Source organism: Pseudomonas sp. YL2, assembly GCF_023063025.1.
Taxonomy (GTDB): Bacteria; Pseudomonadota; Gammaproteobacteria; order Pseudomonadales; family Pseudomonadaceae; genus Aquipseudomonas; species Aquipseudomonas putida_A.
Window position 1 is genome coordinate 566,390 of sequence record NZ_JAJSLU010000001.1, and the last position, 15,495, is coordinate 581,884.

13 protein-coding genes and 1 pseudogene are annotated in these 15,495 nt (G+C 58.7%); 6 read left to right on the plus strand and 8 right to left on the minus strand.

Going from position 1 to position 15,495, the window contains the following annotated elements; genetic code table 11:
- Positions 1-19 precede the first annotated feature (19 nt).
- Positions 20-1,219, minus strand: a complete 1,200-nt coding sequence (locus LVD08_RS02625) for a type II toxin-antitoxin system HipA family toxin (protein ID WP_247267317.1) — start codon at positions 1,217-1,219, stop codon at positions 20-22.
- Positions 1,216-1,467, minus strand: a complete 252-nt coding sequence (locus LVD08_RS02630; protein WP_247267318.1) for a helix-turn-helix transcriptional regulator — start codon at positions 1,465-1,467, stop codon at positions 1,216-1,218. Before LVD08_RS02630 ends, LVD08_RS02625 begins: the two co-directional genes overlap by 4 nt.
- 142 nt (positions 1,468-1,609) lie before the next feature.
- On the opposite strand from LVD08_RS02630, the pseudogene LVD08_RS02635 reads away from it, so the two are divergent.
- Together LVD08_RS02635 and LVD08_RS02640 are read left to right on the plus strand one after the other, a co-directional pair.
- Positions 1,610-1,927, plus strand: a pseudogene (locus LVD08_RS02635) (class II fructose-bisphosphate aldolase); the annotation flags it as partial.
- Positions 1,928-2,321: 394 nt separating this feature from the next.
- Positions 2,322-2,768, plus strand: coding sequence for a hypothetical protein (locus tag LVD08_RS02640; protein WP_247267319.1), 447 nt, complete (start codon positions 2,322-2,324; stop codon positions 2,766-2,768).
- 219 nt (positions 2,769-2,987) lie between these two features.
- Here the strand turns inward: LVD08_RS02640 and LVD08_RS02645 are convergent, their stop codons facing one another.
- On the minus strand, positions 2,988-3,656 hold the full coding sequence (locus LVD08_RS02645) for a polysaccharide lyase family 7 protein (RefSeq protein WP_027610627.1): 669 nt from the start codon (positions 3,654-3,656) through the stop codon (positions 2,988-2,990).
- Positions 3,657-3,990: 334 nt separating this feature from the next.
- Between LVD08_RS02645 and LVD08_RS02650 the strand changes: the two genes are divergently transcribed.
- Genes LVD08_RS02650 through LVD08_RS02660 form a run of 3 tightly spaced genes read left to right on the plus strand, consistent with a single transcriptional unit; the run spans position 3,991 to position 6,966 of the window.
- The gene (locus tag LVD08_RS02650) at positions 3,991-6,114 is read left to right on the plus strand and encodes a putative bifunctional diguanylate cyclase/phosphodiesterase (RefSeq protein WP_097089028.1); all 2,124 of its coding nucleotides are present in this window, start codon (positions 3,991-3,993) and stop codon (positions 6,112-6,114) included.
- Positions 6,115-6,157: 43 nt separating this feature from the next.
- Complete coding sequence (locus LVD08_RS02655; protein ID WP_003229006.1) at positions 6,158-6,649, plus strand: M48 metallopeptidase family protein; 492 nt, start codon at positions 6,158-6,160, stop codon at positions 6,647-6,649.
- A gap of 20 nt (positions 6,650-6,669) precedes the next feature.
- A complete protein-coding gene (locus tag LVD08_RS02660) occupies positions 6,670-6,966 on the plus strand; it encodes a winged helix-turn-helix domain-containing protein (RefSeq protein ID WP_096795726.1) in 297 nt (98 codons plus the stop codon).
- Positions 6,967-7,081: 115 nt separating this feature from the next.
- On the opposite strand, the gene LVD08_RS02665 is transcribed toward LVD08_RS02660, so the two are convergent.
- Positions 7,082-7,534, minus strand: coding sequence for a GNAT family N-acetyltransferase (locus LVD08_RS02665; RefSeq protein WP_225136621.1), 453 nt, complete (start codon positions 7,532-7,534; stop codon positions 7,082-7,084).
- Positions 7,535-7,790: 256 nt separating this feature from the next.
- Between LVD08_RS02665 and LVD08_RS02670 the strand changes: the two genes are divergently transcribed.
- Positions 7,791-8,528 carry a substrate-binding periplasmic protein gene (locus LVD08_RS02670; RefSeq protein ID WP_027610632.1) on the plus strand — a complete coding sequence of 246 codons (738 nt, stop codon included), beginning with the start codon at positions 7,791-7,793 and terminating at the stop codon, positions 8,526-8,528.
- A 112-nt stretch (positions 8,529-8,640) separates the two neighbouring features.
- Here LVD08_RS02670 and yccS read toward each other — a convergent pair whose 3' ends face one another.
- From yccS to mdtD, 4 genes are all read right to left on the minus strand, one after another.
- Complete coding sequence (gene yccS / locus LVD08_RS02675; RefSeq protein ID WP_247267320.1) at positions 8,641-10,833, minus strand: YccS family putative transporter; 2,193 nt, start codon at positions 10,831-10,833, stop codon at positions 8,641-8,643.
- A gap of 228 nt (positions 10,834-11,061) precedes the next feature.
- Entirely contained in the window at positions 11,062-12,240 is a 1,179-nt protein-coding gene (locus LVD08_RS02680; protein ID WP_247267321.1) for an NAD(P)/FAD-dependent oxidoreductase, read from the minus strand.
- A gap of 146 nt (positions 12,241-12,386) precedes the next feature.
- The gene (dbpA, locus tag LVD08_RS02685; RefSeq protein ID WP_007962660.1) at positions 12,387-13,772 is read right to left on the minus strand and encodes an ATP-dependent RNA helicase DbpA; all 1,386 of its coding nucleotides are present in this window, start codon (positions 13,770-13,772) and stop codon (positions 12,387-12,389) included.
- 154 nt (positions 13,773-13,926) lie between these two features.
- On the minus strand, positions 13,927-15,366 hold the full coding sequence (gene mdtD, locus LVD08_RS02690) for a multidrug transporter subunit MdtD (protein WP_047596520.1): 1,440 nt from the start codon (positions 15,364-15,366) through the stop codon (positions 13,927-13,929).
- Between the last annotated feature and the right edge of the window lie 129 nt (positions 15,367-15,495).

Genomic DNA, 15,495 nt, shown 5'->3' on the forward strand with positions numbered 1-15,495 from the left:
GATTTTTTGCGTAATCCCTCTATCCAAAGGTTCGGGAAAATGGTGCTGCTGACTGCTCAATGGCAGTAATCACATGAGCTGCTTGCTCCCGATACTGGGAGTAGCGCTTAAGTACTGTTTCTACTGCGTTGAGCAAGTTCTGAATGCGCTCCCTCGGCCGCTCGATCTCACAGGTGTGTGCGAACTCCAGGAGTCCTTGCCGTGAGGCAAACATTGACTTGTTTCCGACCAGATCCAGCGCTAGAACATCTTCCGGGATATAGGCGGTGGTGTTGACGATGTCGTACGCCGGAGAGAGGTGCGCATCACGTTTTGTCGGGTCGGAATAGAGCAAGCCGAAGTTTTTCAAATGAGCGTCGCCATTCCCGACAATGCAACTTAGGGCGACGCTATCGAAGAGCTGATCAAGAGAGCTGCGCAGATTTTTTGCCGGGCAGAACAGACGAATCGCCTTGGCGATAGCTGCATAACTCTTGCTGTACTTCTGGCTTGCCGATAACCCCATCAATACCGCCATGTCTTCAAACCCGAGCGGGTTGAGCTGATCGTCGCGGTCAAAGCGACGCATGACAAACAGCTGGGCATTATCGGAAAGGTAAAACGGTGGAACGGGAATGCCAGCTTCTTTGGCAATGGACATGCAAATGAACTCGTTGATCGCCAGGCCGGGAAATTCGTCGCGGCCACTTTTGATGATCAGATCCGAGGTCTTCGATGTTACTCGTGGCTGGGCGGTTTCTTGTCGTTCAGGCACCAATACCTTGGGTTGAACGCCAGAAATCCCCGCTCGCAGGATGTAGCGGTCAAGCATGTCAGCGAAGATATCTTCGGTGCCATCCCAAGTCAGGATTTCTTCAAGTTTTTCGCCCGGAAATTGTTGCTCCTCCAGCAGGGCGTCTACTGTTTCAGATCGTACCTGAACCCGGCCAATGGGCGAGGTGCTGCCGGTCAGTGCCAGCAACAACATCGGGTCGACATTCACAGTCTTGGCCAAGCGATTACGTAGTTGTTCCAGCACGTAGCCTTCTGGCAGGTTCATCTGAAAAACAGGGTGAAGCTCGAGCCGTCGGAATTCTTCATGCCTGACTGGCATCGACAAGCTGATGGCCATCTCGGGTAACGCATCTTCGTGATAACGGAAGGTGTAGTTCCCGGTATCGCTGAAAAGCCTGCCGCTAGCCCCTTCAGGTGTACTCACTTTGAGCGAGGTCATTTTCATTCAAACAAGTCCCCTAGCTCTTCAAGTGTCGGCATTGCTGCTGGAATGACAGCGAGTTCACAATCCAGAGCACCTAACACTCGCGCATAGGCGACGATCCCGACGGACAGGGTGCCTTTCTCTACGGCGATGACTTTGTTGCGCGTCAGGCTCGCAAGTTCGGCAAGCTGTGCTTGCGTCAGGCCGCGGCTCAGGCGTCTTTCGCGAATCTGGGTGCCTAGTCGGCTGATTAACAAGGTGTGATCCATGTTCTATTACCGCTACATTTGTCGTTGAATGTAGCGTATACGGGACATTTTATCCATGTGGGTTATTTGTCGCCCCCACCGGGTGGGGCACGGTTCCCTTTGGTTGCTATCTGAATAGCCAAGCGCTCATCCACCAATCGACGGCGACATTAAAGAAACCTACGGCGTACCGGTTGAAGAAATCGTCGAAGACATCAAGTACGGCGTGCGCAAGGTCAACATCGACACCGACCTGCGCCTGGCATCCACTGGCGCAATGCGTCGCCTGATGGCCACCAACCCGAGCGAATTCGACCCATGTAAATTCTTCGGTGTGACCGTGACGGCGATGCGTGATGTGTGTATCGCTCGTTATGAAGCGTTCGGTACTGCCGGTAATGCTTCGAAGATCAAGCCGATTTCGTTGGAAGCGATGTTCCAGCGTTATCTGAAGGGTGAGTTGAACGCCAAGGTGAACTAAGCCTGGGCGTTTGATCGCGTAAATGAAAAACCCGCCGAGTGGCGGGTTTTTTTGTGTGAGTTTTTCATTGTGAACAAGTTAACGGCTGGCGGCTAAAAATGTCGTTAAAAAAGATTTTTAAATTTTCTCTCGATAAGCCCGATATGTGTGACATTTTCCCCGCACGAGATGTGGTCGAATGCATAGTTATTTTTGAGGAAAAAATAAATTTCGTTAACGACTGCATAAGTTGTTTTGCTTATTTCGAAATCGTATAAAGAGCTGTCATTTCTGACAGGTGATTTAAAATTCATTGCAGCCTATCGTCTCAATGCAATCAGAGAGGAAGTAACGATAAATATATTTATCCCTTCCTTTCCTGATTTTGTTCCTTCTATGTAATGGAGAGATTGATATGTCAAGCATTGATGTCCGTGAGAAATTTAAAAAGCATGAGCTCAGTGGCGAGGTCAGCTGTATCTTGTATGGCAAGGATGGCGAAAGTGGCGAAGATAAAGCTGAGTATAAATCTACCCATCTTTATGGAGATTACTCTGACAACGTTTATGTGCATTCAAGTAGCCATACTGAACATTATTCTGAAGATATTTGGTTTTTATTCTCCAAGAATCTTGTTCCAGGTACATATCACTATTATCCCGATTTCCCCAATGTAATTGATTTTGTATGCGATGCGCGATATGCCCCTGCATGGAGGCCTAAATCTGGATTATTCGTACTGGAAAAAAATAGCTCTGGAGTTGTTAAAGGAGAGTTTAGGTTTCATGAGGAGCCAGGGAATAAGGGGTTCGCAGTTTCGGATGGTAAGTTTTTTATAAATTTCCCTACTTCTGTTTCGTAGGAAAGGGCGGGAAAGGAGAACCAGGTGTCTAGTCCTGAAATAGGTTTAAACCGTTTCAAGACTAGATACCCCTTTGCTCTCATCACGTAGTTGATCCCCTGTGGGAGCGGGCTTGCTCGCGAATGCGGACCGTCATTCAACATTAATGTTGCTGACCCACCGTATTCGCGAGCAAGCCCGCTCCCACAGGATTTTGGGTAGGTCTTGAGGCCGCCGATATCACTTGTTGTGATCAATATCCAGCTTGGTAAACGTCACCTGCCCACCCTCACTGGTATACCCGGTGTTGTCCTGCACATACACCCCGGCCTTGAAGTACAGCGGCTTGTTGCGCCACGTCGCGCTGATTTGTGAATCCCACTGATAACCCGCTGCGCTCACGCCCAGTGCACCGCCGGGGCTGAGGTGGATCAGGTAGTTGAATTCGCGATCCAGCTTGATACCGGTGGCGAGGGTGATGACGCGGCTTTCGTCATCATCGGGGTGCATGCGCACTTTGATGACGAGGTTGCCGGTTTCGGTCTTGGTCTTGTACTGATATTCAAGCTTGACCATCGGTTTCTGGCTTTCATACGCGTGGATCTGGCCGATGACGATTTTGCCGGAGCTGGGCACCTTGTTCACCGCGAGGGTTGCGCGCAGGGTGTTGTCGGCGTCCGGGTAATACCAGTTGCGCAGGGTACCGTTGCTGAAGGTTTCGCGCAGTTCGGTGCGCGGGTAGATGGCGTTTTCGGTTTTTGACCCGGTCACCGGTGACCAGAAAAACAGCGTGCCGGTATCGGAATGGAAGTACTGATCCTTGAAGCCATTCACCAGTTTGGAGGTTTCGACGGTGTACGGCGGACTGCCGACGGGAACGCTGAGGTTCCAGGTTGCGAGATCGATCATGTCGGTTCTTCCACTCAATTCATCCTGAACGCGAGTGCCAGAAGCTCTAGCCCGCGCCTTTTCGGGCGGCAGTTATAAGCGTAGAGGAGTTTTTTGTTAACGCCCGTTTGGCAGATGATTGGCGTCAACATCCTGTCGAAATGCCATCTGTGCCGGTTTTCGGGGGCTGCAGGGGTGACCGTTAGTCGGTAAGTCGCAGCTTTGGCTCAATGATGGCGGCGTGACAGCTTCTGCTTTCACAGATCCGCGACTAGAGTGATGGCTCAGTAACTGTACGGTTTTCCCAAGAACCGGCCGATAGTCCGACAAGAGATGTCCCGACAAGAGAAGCAGCATGGAATGCGCGCAACCCCAGCCAGGTGAAGGCAGCTCTGTCCTTTTGATCGTTGATGATTACCCTGAAAACCTGATCAGCATGCGCGCGTTGCTGCAGCGTCAGGATTGGCACGTCATGACCGCCGCCTCCGGCTTCGAGGCACTCAATCTGCTGCTCGAACACGACGTCGATCTGGTGCTGCTGGACGTGCAGATGCCAGGCATGGACGGTTTTGAAGTCGCGCGGCTGATGCGCGGCAGCCAGCGCACACGTCTCACGCCGATCATTTTCCTTACCGCCAACGAACAGTCCCAGGACGCGGTGATCAAGGGCTATGCCAGTGGCGCGGTGGATTACCTGTTCAAGCCGTTCGATCCGCAGATCCTCAAGCCAAAAGTCCAGGCATTGCTCGAACACCAGCGCAACCGCCGCGCCTTGCAGCGCCTGAGTCATGATCTGGAGGTCGCGCGGGCCTTCAATGCCTCGGTGCTGGATAACGCGGCGGAAGGAATATTGGTGCTCGGCGAGGACGGCTTGATCCGCTTCGCCAACCCGGCGATTTCGCGGCTGCTGAATGCACCGGTGAAGGAGCTGGAGGGCAAGGAATTTCTCGATTATCTGCAGAAACCGCACATCCCGTTGTGGGCTGATTCCGAGCTGTTGGCCGGCTATAAACGCGGGGAGACCTTGCGTCTGCACGATGCGTTGTTACGCACGGCGCCGGGGCAGCAGGTGCCGGTGGCGTTGTCCTGCGCGCCGTTGCCGGCCGAGCAGCGGGCGATGGTGGTGACGGTGCTGGACATGTCAGTGGTGCGTCACCTGCATCAGCAGCTGGAATTTCAAGCGGTCACCGATCCGTTGACCGGTCTGCTCAATCGCCGGGGCTTTTATCAGACGGTGGAAAACCTGCTGCTGCGCGGTGAACGCAGCGACAGCAGTTGGGTGCTGCTGTATCTGGATCTCGATGGCTTTAAACGGGTCAACGATTCCCTTGGCCACGATGCCGGCGACCGGGTGCTGCGCTGGGTCTCCGAGCAGTTGAAGGCCTGTCTGCGGCCGTTCGATATTCTCGCGCGCATGGGCGGTGACGAGTTCACGGCATTGCTCGATCTGGAGTTCCCCGAGCAGGCGGCGAAGATTGCCGAGAAACTCATCGAGCGGGTGTCGATCTGTCAGCAGATCGAGGGATTGGATATTGCCCTCGGCGCGAGTATCGGCATCGCCACTTACCCGGACTGCGGCTCGAACCTCGACGGCCTGCTGCGCGCCTCCGACATTGCCATGTACGAAGCCAAGCGCGCCGGGCGTCAGCAGTATCGTTTTTACGATCACGAAATGAACGGCCGCGCCCGCTCGCGGCTGATGCTTGAAGAGAGCGTGCGCAACGCAATCGAGAACCGTGACTTCAATCTGGTGTATCAGCCGCAGGTGGCGATCGACAGCGGGCAGATCCGCGGTTTCGAGGCGCTGCTGCGCTGGCAGCATCCGAGCGTTGGCGATGTGCCGCCGGGGCTGTTCCTGCCGTTGCTGGAAGAGGCACGGCTGATCAGTCGGCTCGGCAGCTGGATTTATCATCGCGGCGCCGGCCAGCGCAAAGCCTGGGAAACCCTGTTTGCCGAAGACCTGGTGCTCGGTGTGAGTTTGAGCAACACCCAGTTCGGTCTGCCGAACCTGGTCACCGAATTGCGTCAGGTGCTGGAGCGGCACTCGCTGCAGCCACGGCAACTGGAGGTGGAAATCACCGAAGACGCGCTGATGCACAACCCCGACGAGACCCGCAAACAGCTGCGCCTGCTGCGCAATCTCGGGGTGCGGGTGGCTTTGGATGATTTTGGTTCGGGGCCATGTTCGCTGGCGCATCTGCGTGATCTGGAGTTGGATACGCTCAAGCTTGATCGACACCTGATTGCGCGGCTGCCGGATTCGACGCGCGACGCGGCGCTGGTCAGCAACGTGATCAATCTGTGCAAACAGTACGGCTTGCTGGTGATCGCCGAAGGCGTGGAAACCATCGAACAGTATCAATGGCTGCAAGCGCATGGCTGCGAATACGTGCAGGGTTTCCTGGTGGCGCGTCCGCTGACCTCCGAAGACGCCGCCAGCTTCGCCGAGCCCTTCGACTGGAGCGCGCTGCCGGTTTGAATTCGTTACACTGGCGCTCTTTTCGAACCGTATTGCCGTGCCCATGACTGCGTTGAAATACCTCCAGGCCTATCCCGCACAACTGCAGGATCAGGTGCGCCAACTGATCGCCGAACAGCGTCTGGGTGACTACCTGAGCCAACGCTATCCGGGGCGTCACGATGTGCAGAGCGACAAGGCGCTGTACAGCTACGCGCTGGACCTGAAGCAGGAATACCTGCGCAACGCACCGGCCATCGACAAGGTGCTGTTCGACAACCGCCTCGACCTGACGCACCGTGCGCTGGGCCTGCACACCACGGTCTCAAGGGTGCAGGGCGGCAAGCTCAAGGCCAAGAAAGAGATTCGCATCGCCTCGTTGTTCAAGGAGGCGGCGCCCGAGTTCCTGAAGATGATCGTCGTGCATGAACTGGCGCACTTCAAGGAATCGGATCACAACAAGGCCTTCTATAAGTTGTGTGAACACATGCTGCCGGGGTATCACCAGGTCGAGTTCGATCTGCGGGTATACCTGACGTGGCGGGACCTGCAATAGCCGCAACAAGGAGCGGGTAGATGGACGTCAGCAAGACCAAAAGCAGTTTTTACCGGCGCCTGTACGTGGCCTACCTGATCGACAGCGGCCTGGCCCCAAGCGTCCCGGCGCTGACCGAAGTGACCGGCATGCCCCGGCGCACGGCGCAGGACACGATCGCCGCGCTGGCGGATCTGGATATCGTCTGTGAATTCGAGCAGGAAGAGGGCGCGCGCAACCATGCCGGGCGCTATCGGATTCGCGAGTGGGGAGCGATCGATCGCGGGTGGATCGAGCGTAATCTGCGGCAGATCAAGACTGTGCTGGAGTATCCCTGAGTTTTGCAGTGTTTGAGCTGACGCCTTCGCGAGCAAGCCCGCTCCCACAGTCGATCGAGTTCCTTCAGATGGAATGCAATCAAATGTGGGAGCGGGCTTGCTCGCGAAGGGGCCCTCAAGGACGACGCATGCCGATATGCGGAATGTCATCCTCCAGATACTCCTCACCCGCCACCACAAACCCGTACCTGCCGTAATACCCCTGCAAATGCGCCTGCGCCGACAGATAGATCGGCACCTGCGGCCAATGCTTCCCGGCCTGTTTCAGCGCGTGTTCCATCATCACATGCCCCAGCCCTTTGCCACGGCCCTGCGGCGCAATGATCACGCGGCCGATCACCACGTCACCGCCCTGGGATTCGGGATCAAGCAGGCGCAGATAGGCCATCAACTGATCATCTTCCCAACCCATGAGGTGATGGGTGTCGCCGTCCAGATCCTGGCCGTCGAGGTCCGGGTAGGCGCATTTCTGTTCGACCACGAACACTTCCGAGCGTAGCTTCAGCAGTGCGTACAACTCTTCTTTGCCCAGATCACTGTGATGCTTGCAGACCCACTCGATTGTCATCTTCCGACTCCTTGAACTCCGTCGCCCGATACTAAGGGCACAGGCGCCGGATGTCTGTATGGCGGAACAGTCTGTGACAAAGGTCAAAATGCCATCATTCCTTTCTCGCGATAGCGGCTGCTTTGTGTAATCTGCTGGAAAGCGCTGTGCACTGGCTTCAATGAGCTACTGTTAGGGCCTGGGTTTCGCCGGTAAGGGGCCTTGGGGTTTTGACTGAAAACACGCTGGGCAGCCCGCCCGCTAAGGATTTTCAAGCATGCCGCGACTGCATCGAGCCTTTGCTTTGATCGGATTGCTCTTGCTGGCCCAAACCGCCTCAGCGGAGAAGTTGCGACTGGTGTTTGATATCTGGCCGCCCTTTACCGACGACACGCTGGTCAACGGTGGTCTGGCCACCGACATTGTCAGCACCGCGCTGGCGCGGGCCGGTTATGCCAGCGACTACGAGCAGGTGCCGTGGGCGCGGGCACTGCTGGGGGTGGGCGAAGGACGATACGACGTACTGGTCAACGCCTGGTACAACGACGAACGGACCAAAATCGGCCAGTTCTCTGGCGAATACCTGCTCAACCGCATCCGCTTTCTCAAGCGCAAGGACACGCCGCTGGAGTACGGCAGCCTGGAACAACTGCACACCTACCCGGTGGCGGTGGTGCGCGGTTATGCCTACTCGCAGGCCTTCGATGCCGATACCGCACTGGAGAAAGTCCCTGTGCATAACTTCGCCATGGCCGTGCGCATGCTGGCGGCGGACCGGGTCAAGCTGACCCTGGAAGATGAATACGTCGCGCGCTATTACCTGGCCCGCGAATCAGCCAAAGTGCGCAACGCCGTGGAGTTTCTGCCCAAGCCGTTGAGCGAGAACAGCCTGCATATTCTGGTAAGCCTGAAGAATCCGCAGCATGAGCAGATTGTGGCCGGGTTTGACAAGGCGATTGCGGCGATGAAGGCGGATGGCAGTTATGACAAGTTGCTGCGCCAGCATGGGATGTGAGAGCTGATCCAGAATTTGTTAAGTGGCTGATGGCCCTATCGCGAGCAGGCTCACTCCTACAGTTTGAAATGCGTTCCCTTGTAGGAGTGAGCCTGCTCGCGATGGCGTCTGATCAGCCGCCGCTGACCTCACTGGTGTCTTTGATCAGGTGCGCTGCCAACGTCCGCAGCGGCCCCAATTGCCGGCAGATCAGCGCCAGTTGCGTCTGCACCAGTCGCTGTCCTTCATCGATCTCGTCGGGCATCTGCTCCAGCTCATTGGCCAGCGCTTCCTCTTCGTCACTCTGAATCGCCACCGGATGTTTGTTTGCCAGGCCCTGGGCGATTTCGTCGATGCTCGTCGCCAGTTTCACCCCGGCGCCTTCAATCAACTGCTCACGCACATCGGCTGGCAATTGGGTTTCCCTGTGTGCGCCAAGCCCTGACAGGTAACTCAATAAGGTGTGCGACAGCACCAGAAAACGGAAACCGACGTCCGCTTCCTTACGGAAATGCCCCGGCTCCATGAGCATGTTCGCCAGCGTTGTCGACAGCGCCGCATCGGCGTTATGCGCGTTGCGGCGGGCCAGGCGATAGGCGAGGTCGTCGCTCTTGCCGGCGGCGTATTGCTGCATGATCTGGCGCAGGTAGATGCTGTTGCAGGTCAGGGTGTTGGCCAGCACCTTGTTCAGGCGTCGACCCTGCCAGTCCGGCAGGAACAGGAACACCGTCAGGCCGGCGATCAGGCTGCCGAGCAGGGTATCGAACAGGCGCGGCAGGAACAGCCCGTAGCCATCGCCGATCTGGTTGAAGCAGAACAGCACCATGATGGTGATGGCGGCGGTCGCCAGGGTGTAGCGCGTGGTGCGGTTGGTAAAGAACACCACCCCGGCGGCGATGGCGAAGCACGACTGCACCAGCGGGCTGGGGAACAGATCGAACAGCGCCCACGCCACGGTCAGGCCGATGGCGGTGCCGAGAATCCGCTGACCGAGCTTGCGCCGGGTCGCGCCGTAGTTCGGTTGGCAGACGAACAGGGTGGTGAGGATGATCCAGTAACCCTGCGACGGGTGAATCAGGTGCACCATGCCATAGCCGATACTCAGCGCCAGCGGCAGGCGCAGGGCGTGACGGAACAGCAAGGACGTCGGTGTCAGCTGCGTGCGCAGGCGAATCCATACGTCCTTGAGGTTGCGCGGCGAGCGATCGAGCAGGCTGCTGTCGGTGGCGTCCGCCAAGGCATCCGGGTTGCTCGCGTCGCTGAGCAAACGGTCGAGGGTGCCGAGGTTGGCTGCCAGGGCACGCAGCGAGCGCAGGAGGCCGCGCCACGCCGGATTGCTCTGGATGCGCAGGTGTTCGAGGGAGGCGTCGAGGTCAGTCAGCGCTTCGGCAAAACTGGCGTCGTAGACGAACGGCTGGCGCATCTGGATCGATTCGGCCAGCGCGCGGCAGGCCTTGCCCTGCTGGCGCAACAAACGCTGGCAGCGGAACAGCACGTCGCTGTGGAAGAACGCATCGGCCAGCGCGTTGTACGGATAGTGCGAAGAGCTGGCGCGCTCGTGGATGTCCTGGGCGAGGAAATACAGCTTCAGATAACGGCTGACTTTCGACCCCGGGCGACCGTTGCCGACCCGGTGCAGAATGATTTCCTTGGCACTGTTCAGCGCGGCGACCACGCGACCGTTTTGCTGCGCCAGTTCCAACCGTCGTCCTTCGACATCCAGTTGGCGGATCGGCTCGAACAGCGAGGCTTTCAGCTTCAGGTAGAAACCCAGTTCACGGAACAGCCGCGCCAGACTCTGCTGCACCGGCTGGTTGGAAAACATCGCTTGCCACAGCACCGAGAGCAGGCCGTACCACGCGGCACCGGCCACCAGCAGCATCGGCTCGTGCCAGAAATCGGTGACCGCGCCGCCGCGCTGATCCACGCCGATCATGGTGTAGACCGACAGAATCAAGGTCGCCGAGGCAATCGCGCCATAACGCTCGCCGAGTGCGCCGAGCATGGTCAGGCCGAAGCTGGCCAAGGCCAGGGCGATGGCGAACACGATGGGGTAGGGGAAGAGCAGTTCCACCGACAGCGCGGCGATGCTGAAACATACCAGCGTCACGGCGAGGGCGTTGAGGCGCCCCTGCCAACTGTCGTCGGTCTCGGCCAGGGCGCTGGCGATGATCCCGAGGAACAACGGGATCAGCAGGCCCATTTCATCCTGATACCAGCACAGCGCCATGCTGCCGGTCAGGGCGATGAACACCCGCACGCTGTAGCTGAATTTATCCAGCGCCCACAGGCGCCGCAAAGACTGACGAAACGAGGTCGAGGACATGAAGTGCGAAGGCCTTCCGAGGCGATGCCGCTAAATTGAGCCAGTAATGACGCCGACGCAATGGCGCCGATCACATCTGACAGCAAAAAGTGTTCCTTACTGCATCACACATAACAACTGTGGGAGGGGGCTTGCTCCCGAAAGCGGTGTGTCATTCAACATGCATGTCGACTGATCCAGCGCATTCGCGAGCAAGCCCGCTCCCACAGTTTTTTGATTTGTGTTGGATCAGACGTACTGCGCAGCAGCGTACCCCGAGGCCCAGGCCCACTGGAAGTTGAAACCGCCCAGATGCCCGGTGACGTCGAGCACTTCGCCGACAAAATACAGCCCCGGGCTTTTCAGCGACTCCATGGTCTTGGACGACACTTCGCGAGTATCGACGCCACCCAGCGTGACCTCGGCGGTGCGATAGCCTTCGGTGCCAGCCGGGACGACTTTCCAGCTGCCGAGCTTGTCGGCGATCTGCGCCAGTTCGGCGTGGGTGTACTGCTTCATCGGTTTGGACACGAACCAGTTGTCCGCCAGCAGGTTGGCCATCTTCTTGGTGAAGATCTCGCCGAGCAATGTTTTCAGTTCACTGTTCGGGCGTTCGGCCACTTGCTGTTGCAGCCATGCCGCAGTGTCGTGATCCGGCAACAGGTTGATCTCCACGGTGTCGCCCGGCTCCCAGAACGACGAGATCTGCAGAATCGCCGGGCCACTGAGACCACGGTGAGTGAACAGAATGTTCTCGCGAAAGCTCTGGTCGTTGCAGCTGACCAGGCAATCCACCGAAGTACCGGACAGCTCGGTGCACAATTCCTTGAGCTGATCGGTGATGGTGAACGGCACGAGTCCGGCGCGAGTCGGCAGCAGTTCATGGCCAAACTGCTTGGCGACCTGATAACCGAAGCCGGTAGCGCCCAGCGTCGGGATCGACAGCCCGCCGGTGGCGATCACCAGCGATTGGCACTGCAGCTGGCCGAGGGTGGTGTCGAGCAGGTAACCGCTTTCGACCTTTTCGATGGTCTGGATCGAGGTGTCGAGGTGCAGCTCGACGCCGACCTGATCGCACTCGTCGAGCAGCATGCCGAGGATGTCGCTGGATTTGTTATCGCAGAACAGCTGACCGAGTTTCTTCTCGTGATACGGCACGCCGTGCTTGGCGACCATCCCGATGAAATCCCACTGGGTGTAGCGCGCCAGTGCCGATTTGCAGAAATGCGGGTTATGCGAAAGGAAATTGCCCGGCTCGGTGTACATATTGGTGAAGTTGCAACGGCCACCACCGGACATCAGGATTTTCTTGCCGGCCTTGTTCGCATGATCGAGCAGCAACACCTGACGCCCACGCCCGGCGGCGGTCAGTGCACACATCAACCCTGCGGCGCCAGCGCCAATGATCACGACTTCGGTAGAGCGCAAAACGGTGTCCTCACACAAAATTCAAATTCACCGGAAACCAATGTGGGAGCGAGCCTGCTCGCGATAGCAGTGTGTCAGTCACAAAGATATCAACTGACAGATTGCATTCGCGAGCAGGCTCGCTCCCACAGAGATGTGCGTTGTTCTTAAAGGACCCGCACGCGCAGCGAACGGCCTTTGATCTTGCCGTTGTTCAAGCGCTGCAGTGCCTGCATGACCACGGTGCGTTCAACCGCCACATACGACTGGAAGTCGAAGATCGCGATCTTGCCGACCTGCGCGCCGGGGATGCCGGCATCGCCAGTCAGTGCGCCGAGGATGTCGCCCGGACGCACCTTGTCCTTGCGCCCGCCAGCGATGCACAGCGTGCTCATCGGTGGCTGCAGCGGGGCGCCGCCCTGGGACTTGAGATTGTCTACCTGATCCCAGTTCAGCGGAGCTTTCTGCAGCTGTTCGATGGCTTGCGCGCGATGCGCTTCGGACGGCGCAACGAGGCTGACCGCAATGCCTTTCTCACCGGCACGACCGGTACGGCCGACGCGGTGAATGTGGATTTCCGAGTCGCGGGCCAGCTCGACGTTGATCACCATGTCCAGCGCATCGATGTCCAGACCACGGGCGGCGACGTCGGTGGCGACCAGTACCGACGTACTGCGGTTGGCGAACATCGCCAGTACCTGATCGCGGTCACGCTGTTCCAGATCGCCGTGCAGGCCGACGGCGGAAATGCCCTTGGAGGTCAGGTGGTCAACGGTTTCCTGCACTTGCTGCTTGGTGAAGCAGAACGCCACGCAGGAAGCCGGGCGGAAGTGGTGCAGGACTTTGGTCACTGCGCTCATGCGCTCTTCCGGAGAAATTTCGTAAAAGCGCTGCTCGATCTGCGTGTCGTCATGGAACGCTTCGGCTTTCACCGTTTGCGGATCGCGCATGAATTTCGACGCCAGTTGCTTGATGCCCACCGGGTACGTGGCGGAGAACAGCAGGGTCTGGCGGCGTGCCGGAGTCTTTTCGATGATGTCTTCGATGGCGTCGTAGAAGCCCATGTCGAGCATGCGGTCGGCTTCGTCGAGGATCAGCGTGTTCAGGCCGTCGAGCACCAGCGAACCCTTGCGCAGGTGTTGCTGGATACGCCCCGGGGTGCCGACGATGATGTGCGCGCCGTGCTCCAGCGAAGCGATCTGCGGGCCGAACGACACGCCGCCGCACAGGGTCAGGACCTTGATGTTGTCTTCGGCGCGGGCCAGACGGCGGACTTCCTTGGCGACCTGGTCGGCCAGCTCACGGGTCGGGCAGATCACCAGCGCCTGGCAACCGAAGTAACGCGGGTTGATCGGGTTGAGCAGGCCGATGCCGAACGCGGCGGTCTTGCCGCTGCCGGTCTTGGCCTGGGCGATCAGGTCCATCCCCTTGAGGATCACCGGCAAGCTCTGCGCCTGGATCGGCGTCATCTGGGCATAACCGAGGGATTCGAGGTTAGCCAGCATGGCGGCGGACAGCGGCAGAGTATTAAAAGCGGTGGCGATGGTGGTCACGGGACTGGCCTGCAAAACAAAATGTCGCGCAGTGTAGCAGCCCCGTGCCACTTTCCTCGAAAGTTCTGGACGAACAGTGCCTGAAACCTATGGGAAGGGATTCAACTGTGGCGAGGGAGCAAGCTCCCTCGCCACAAAAGCATTCACTGTTTGTTCAGTGTTCAATGTGTTCATCCGGATGTTCATCCGGGCGTTTGACCCGGCGACCGTCCTCTTTCGACAGTTGCGAGAAGATCGTCGCCGCCAGCATCGCCATGATCCCGACCGTGACAAACGTCAGCTGGAACGCGCCCAGCACGGTCTCGACGCCATCGTTGCCGATCTCCGCCGTAAACCCGCCGAGCAATGCACCGGCGCAGGCTACGCCCAGACTCAGCGACAATTGCGCCACCACCGACAGCAAGCTGTTGCCGCTGCTGGCGCTGGCGTCGTCGAGGTCGATCAGGGTTACGGTGTTCATCGCGGTGAATTGCAGCGAGTTGATCGCGCCGAGAACCGCCAGCAGGCACAACAGCAGCCAGTATGGTGTCTGCTCGCTGACCAGGCCCATGCTCGCCAGCATGATCCCCAGCGCCAGAGTGTTGCCGGTGAGCACAATGCGATAGCCGAGGCGTTCGATCAGCGGCCGCGCCATCCACTTGGCAAACATCGCCGCTGCAGCCAGCGGCAACATGCTCATCCCTGCCTGCGATGGCGAATAACCCAGCGCCACCTGTAGCAGCAATGGCACCAGAAACGGCAGGGCGCCGCTGCCCAGACGGGCGAACAGGTTGCCGATAATTCCGACCGCGAAAGTCCTGGTCTTGAACAGCGAAGGGGCGAACAGCGGATTCTCGACACGCCCGGCGCGCAGCCAGTACGCCGCCAGACAGGCCAGACCGCCGAACAGCAGCAACATCACCCGCAGGTGCGGCAAGTGCAATTCGCCCAGACCTTCCATGGCTATGGTGATCAGGATCATCGCCGCGCCAAACAGCAGGAAGCCGAGGCTATCGAAGCGCGTGCGTTCAGTACCGCGCAGGTCGGGAATGAATTTCCACACCGCGTAGCAGCCGAGAACACCGACCGGCAGGTTGATCAGGAAAATCCAGTGCCACGTCAGGTATTGCACCATCCAGCCGCCCATGGTCGGGCCGATCAGCGGGCCGAGCAGGCCGGGAATGGTGATGAAACCCATGATCCGCACCAGCTCCGAACGCGGATAGGCGCGCAGCACCACCAGCCGTCCGACCGGCAACATCAATGCGCCGCCCAGACCCTGGATCACCCGCGCGCCGACCAGCATGCTCAGGCTGCTGGACAAGGCGCAGAGCAGCGAGCCGAAACTGAACAGCAGGATCGCGCCGAAGAAAATCTTCTTGGTGCCGAAGCGGTCGGCGATCCAGCCCGAGGCCGGAATCAGCAAGGCCACGGTGAGCATGTAGGCGATGACCACACCTTGCATGCGCAACGGGTCTTCGGCCAGATCCCGGGCCATGGCCGGCAGGGCGGTGTTGAGGATGGTCCCGTCGAGGGACTGCATGAAGAACGCAATGGCGACGACCCACGGCAACCAGCGGGCGGTGATGGCGTCGAGAGGCGGGCGAGTGGGCATGGAACCTCTTGTGGTTGGAGTTAATGCACAGGCTTTTGGTGGGAGCGGGCCTTCCCGCGGAGGGGGGGGGGTGGGCCCCCCCAGAGGTGGAGTGGGCCCCCCCCCCCCCGGGGAGGCCCCCCCCCCCCC

Bases quoted from the DNA above. Each gene is read 5' to 3' on its own strand.
- LVD08_RS02640 (WP_247267319.1), top strand. From the start codon at position 2,322: ATGTCAAGCATTGATGTCCGTGAGAAATTTAAAAAGCATGAGCTCAGT.
- LVD08_RS02660 (WP_096795726.1), top strand. From the start codon at position 6,670: ATGGACGTCAGCAAGACCAAAAGCAGTTTTTACCGGCGCCTGTACGTG.
- yccS (WP_247267320.1), bottom strand. From the start codon at position 10,833: ATGTCCTCGACCTCGTTTCGTCAGTCTTTGCGGCGCCTGTGGGCGCTG.
- LVD08_RS02670 (WP_027610632.1), top strand. From the start codon at position 7,791: ATGCCGCGACTGCATCGAGCCTTTGCTTTGATCGGATTGCTCTTGCTG.
- LVD08_RS02625 (WP_247267317.1), bottom strand. From the start codon at position 1,219: ATGAAAATGACCTCGCTCAAAGTGAGTACACCTGAAGGGGCTAGCGGC.
- LVD08_RS02655 (WP_003229006.1), top strand. From the start codon at position 6,158: ATGACTGCGTTGAAATACCTCCAGGCCTATCCCGCACAACTGCAGGAT.
- mdtD (WP_047596520.1), bottom strand. From the start codon at position 15,366: ATGCCCACTCGCCCGCCTCTCGACGCCATCACCGCCCGCTGGTTGCCG.
- LVD08_RS02665 (WP_225136621.1), bottom strand. From the start codon at position 7,534: ATGACAATCGAGTGGGTCTGCAAGCATCACAGTGATCTGGGCAAAGAA.
- LVD08_RS02650 (WP_097089028.1), top strand. From the start codon at position 3,991: ATGGAATGCGCGCAACCCCAGCCAGGTGAAGGCAGCTCTGTCCTTTTG.
- LVD08_RS02630 (WP_247267318.1), bottom strand. From the start codon at position 1,467: ATGGATCACACCTTGTTAATCAGCCGACTAGGCACCCAGATTCGCGAA.
- LVD08_RS02645 (WP_027610627.1), bottom strand. From the start codon at position 3,656: ATGATCGATCTCGCAACCTGGAACCTCAGCGTTCCCGTCGGCAGTCCG.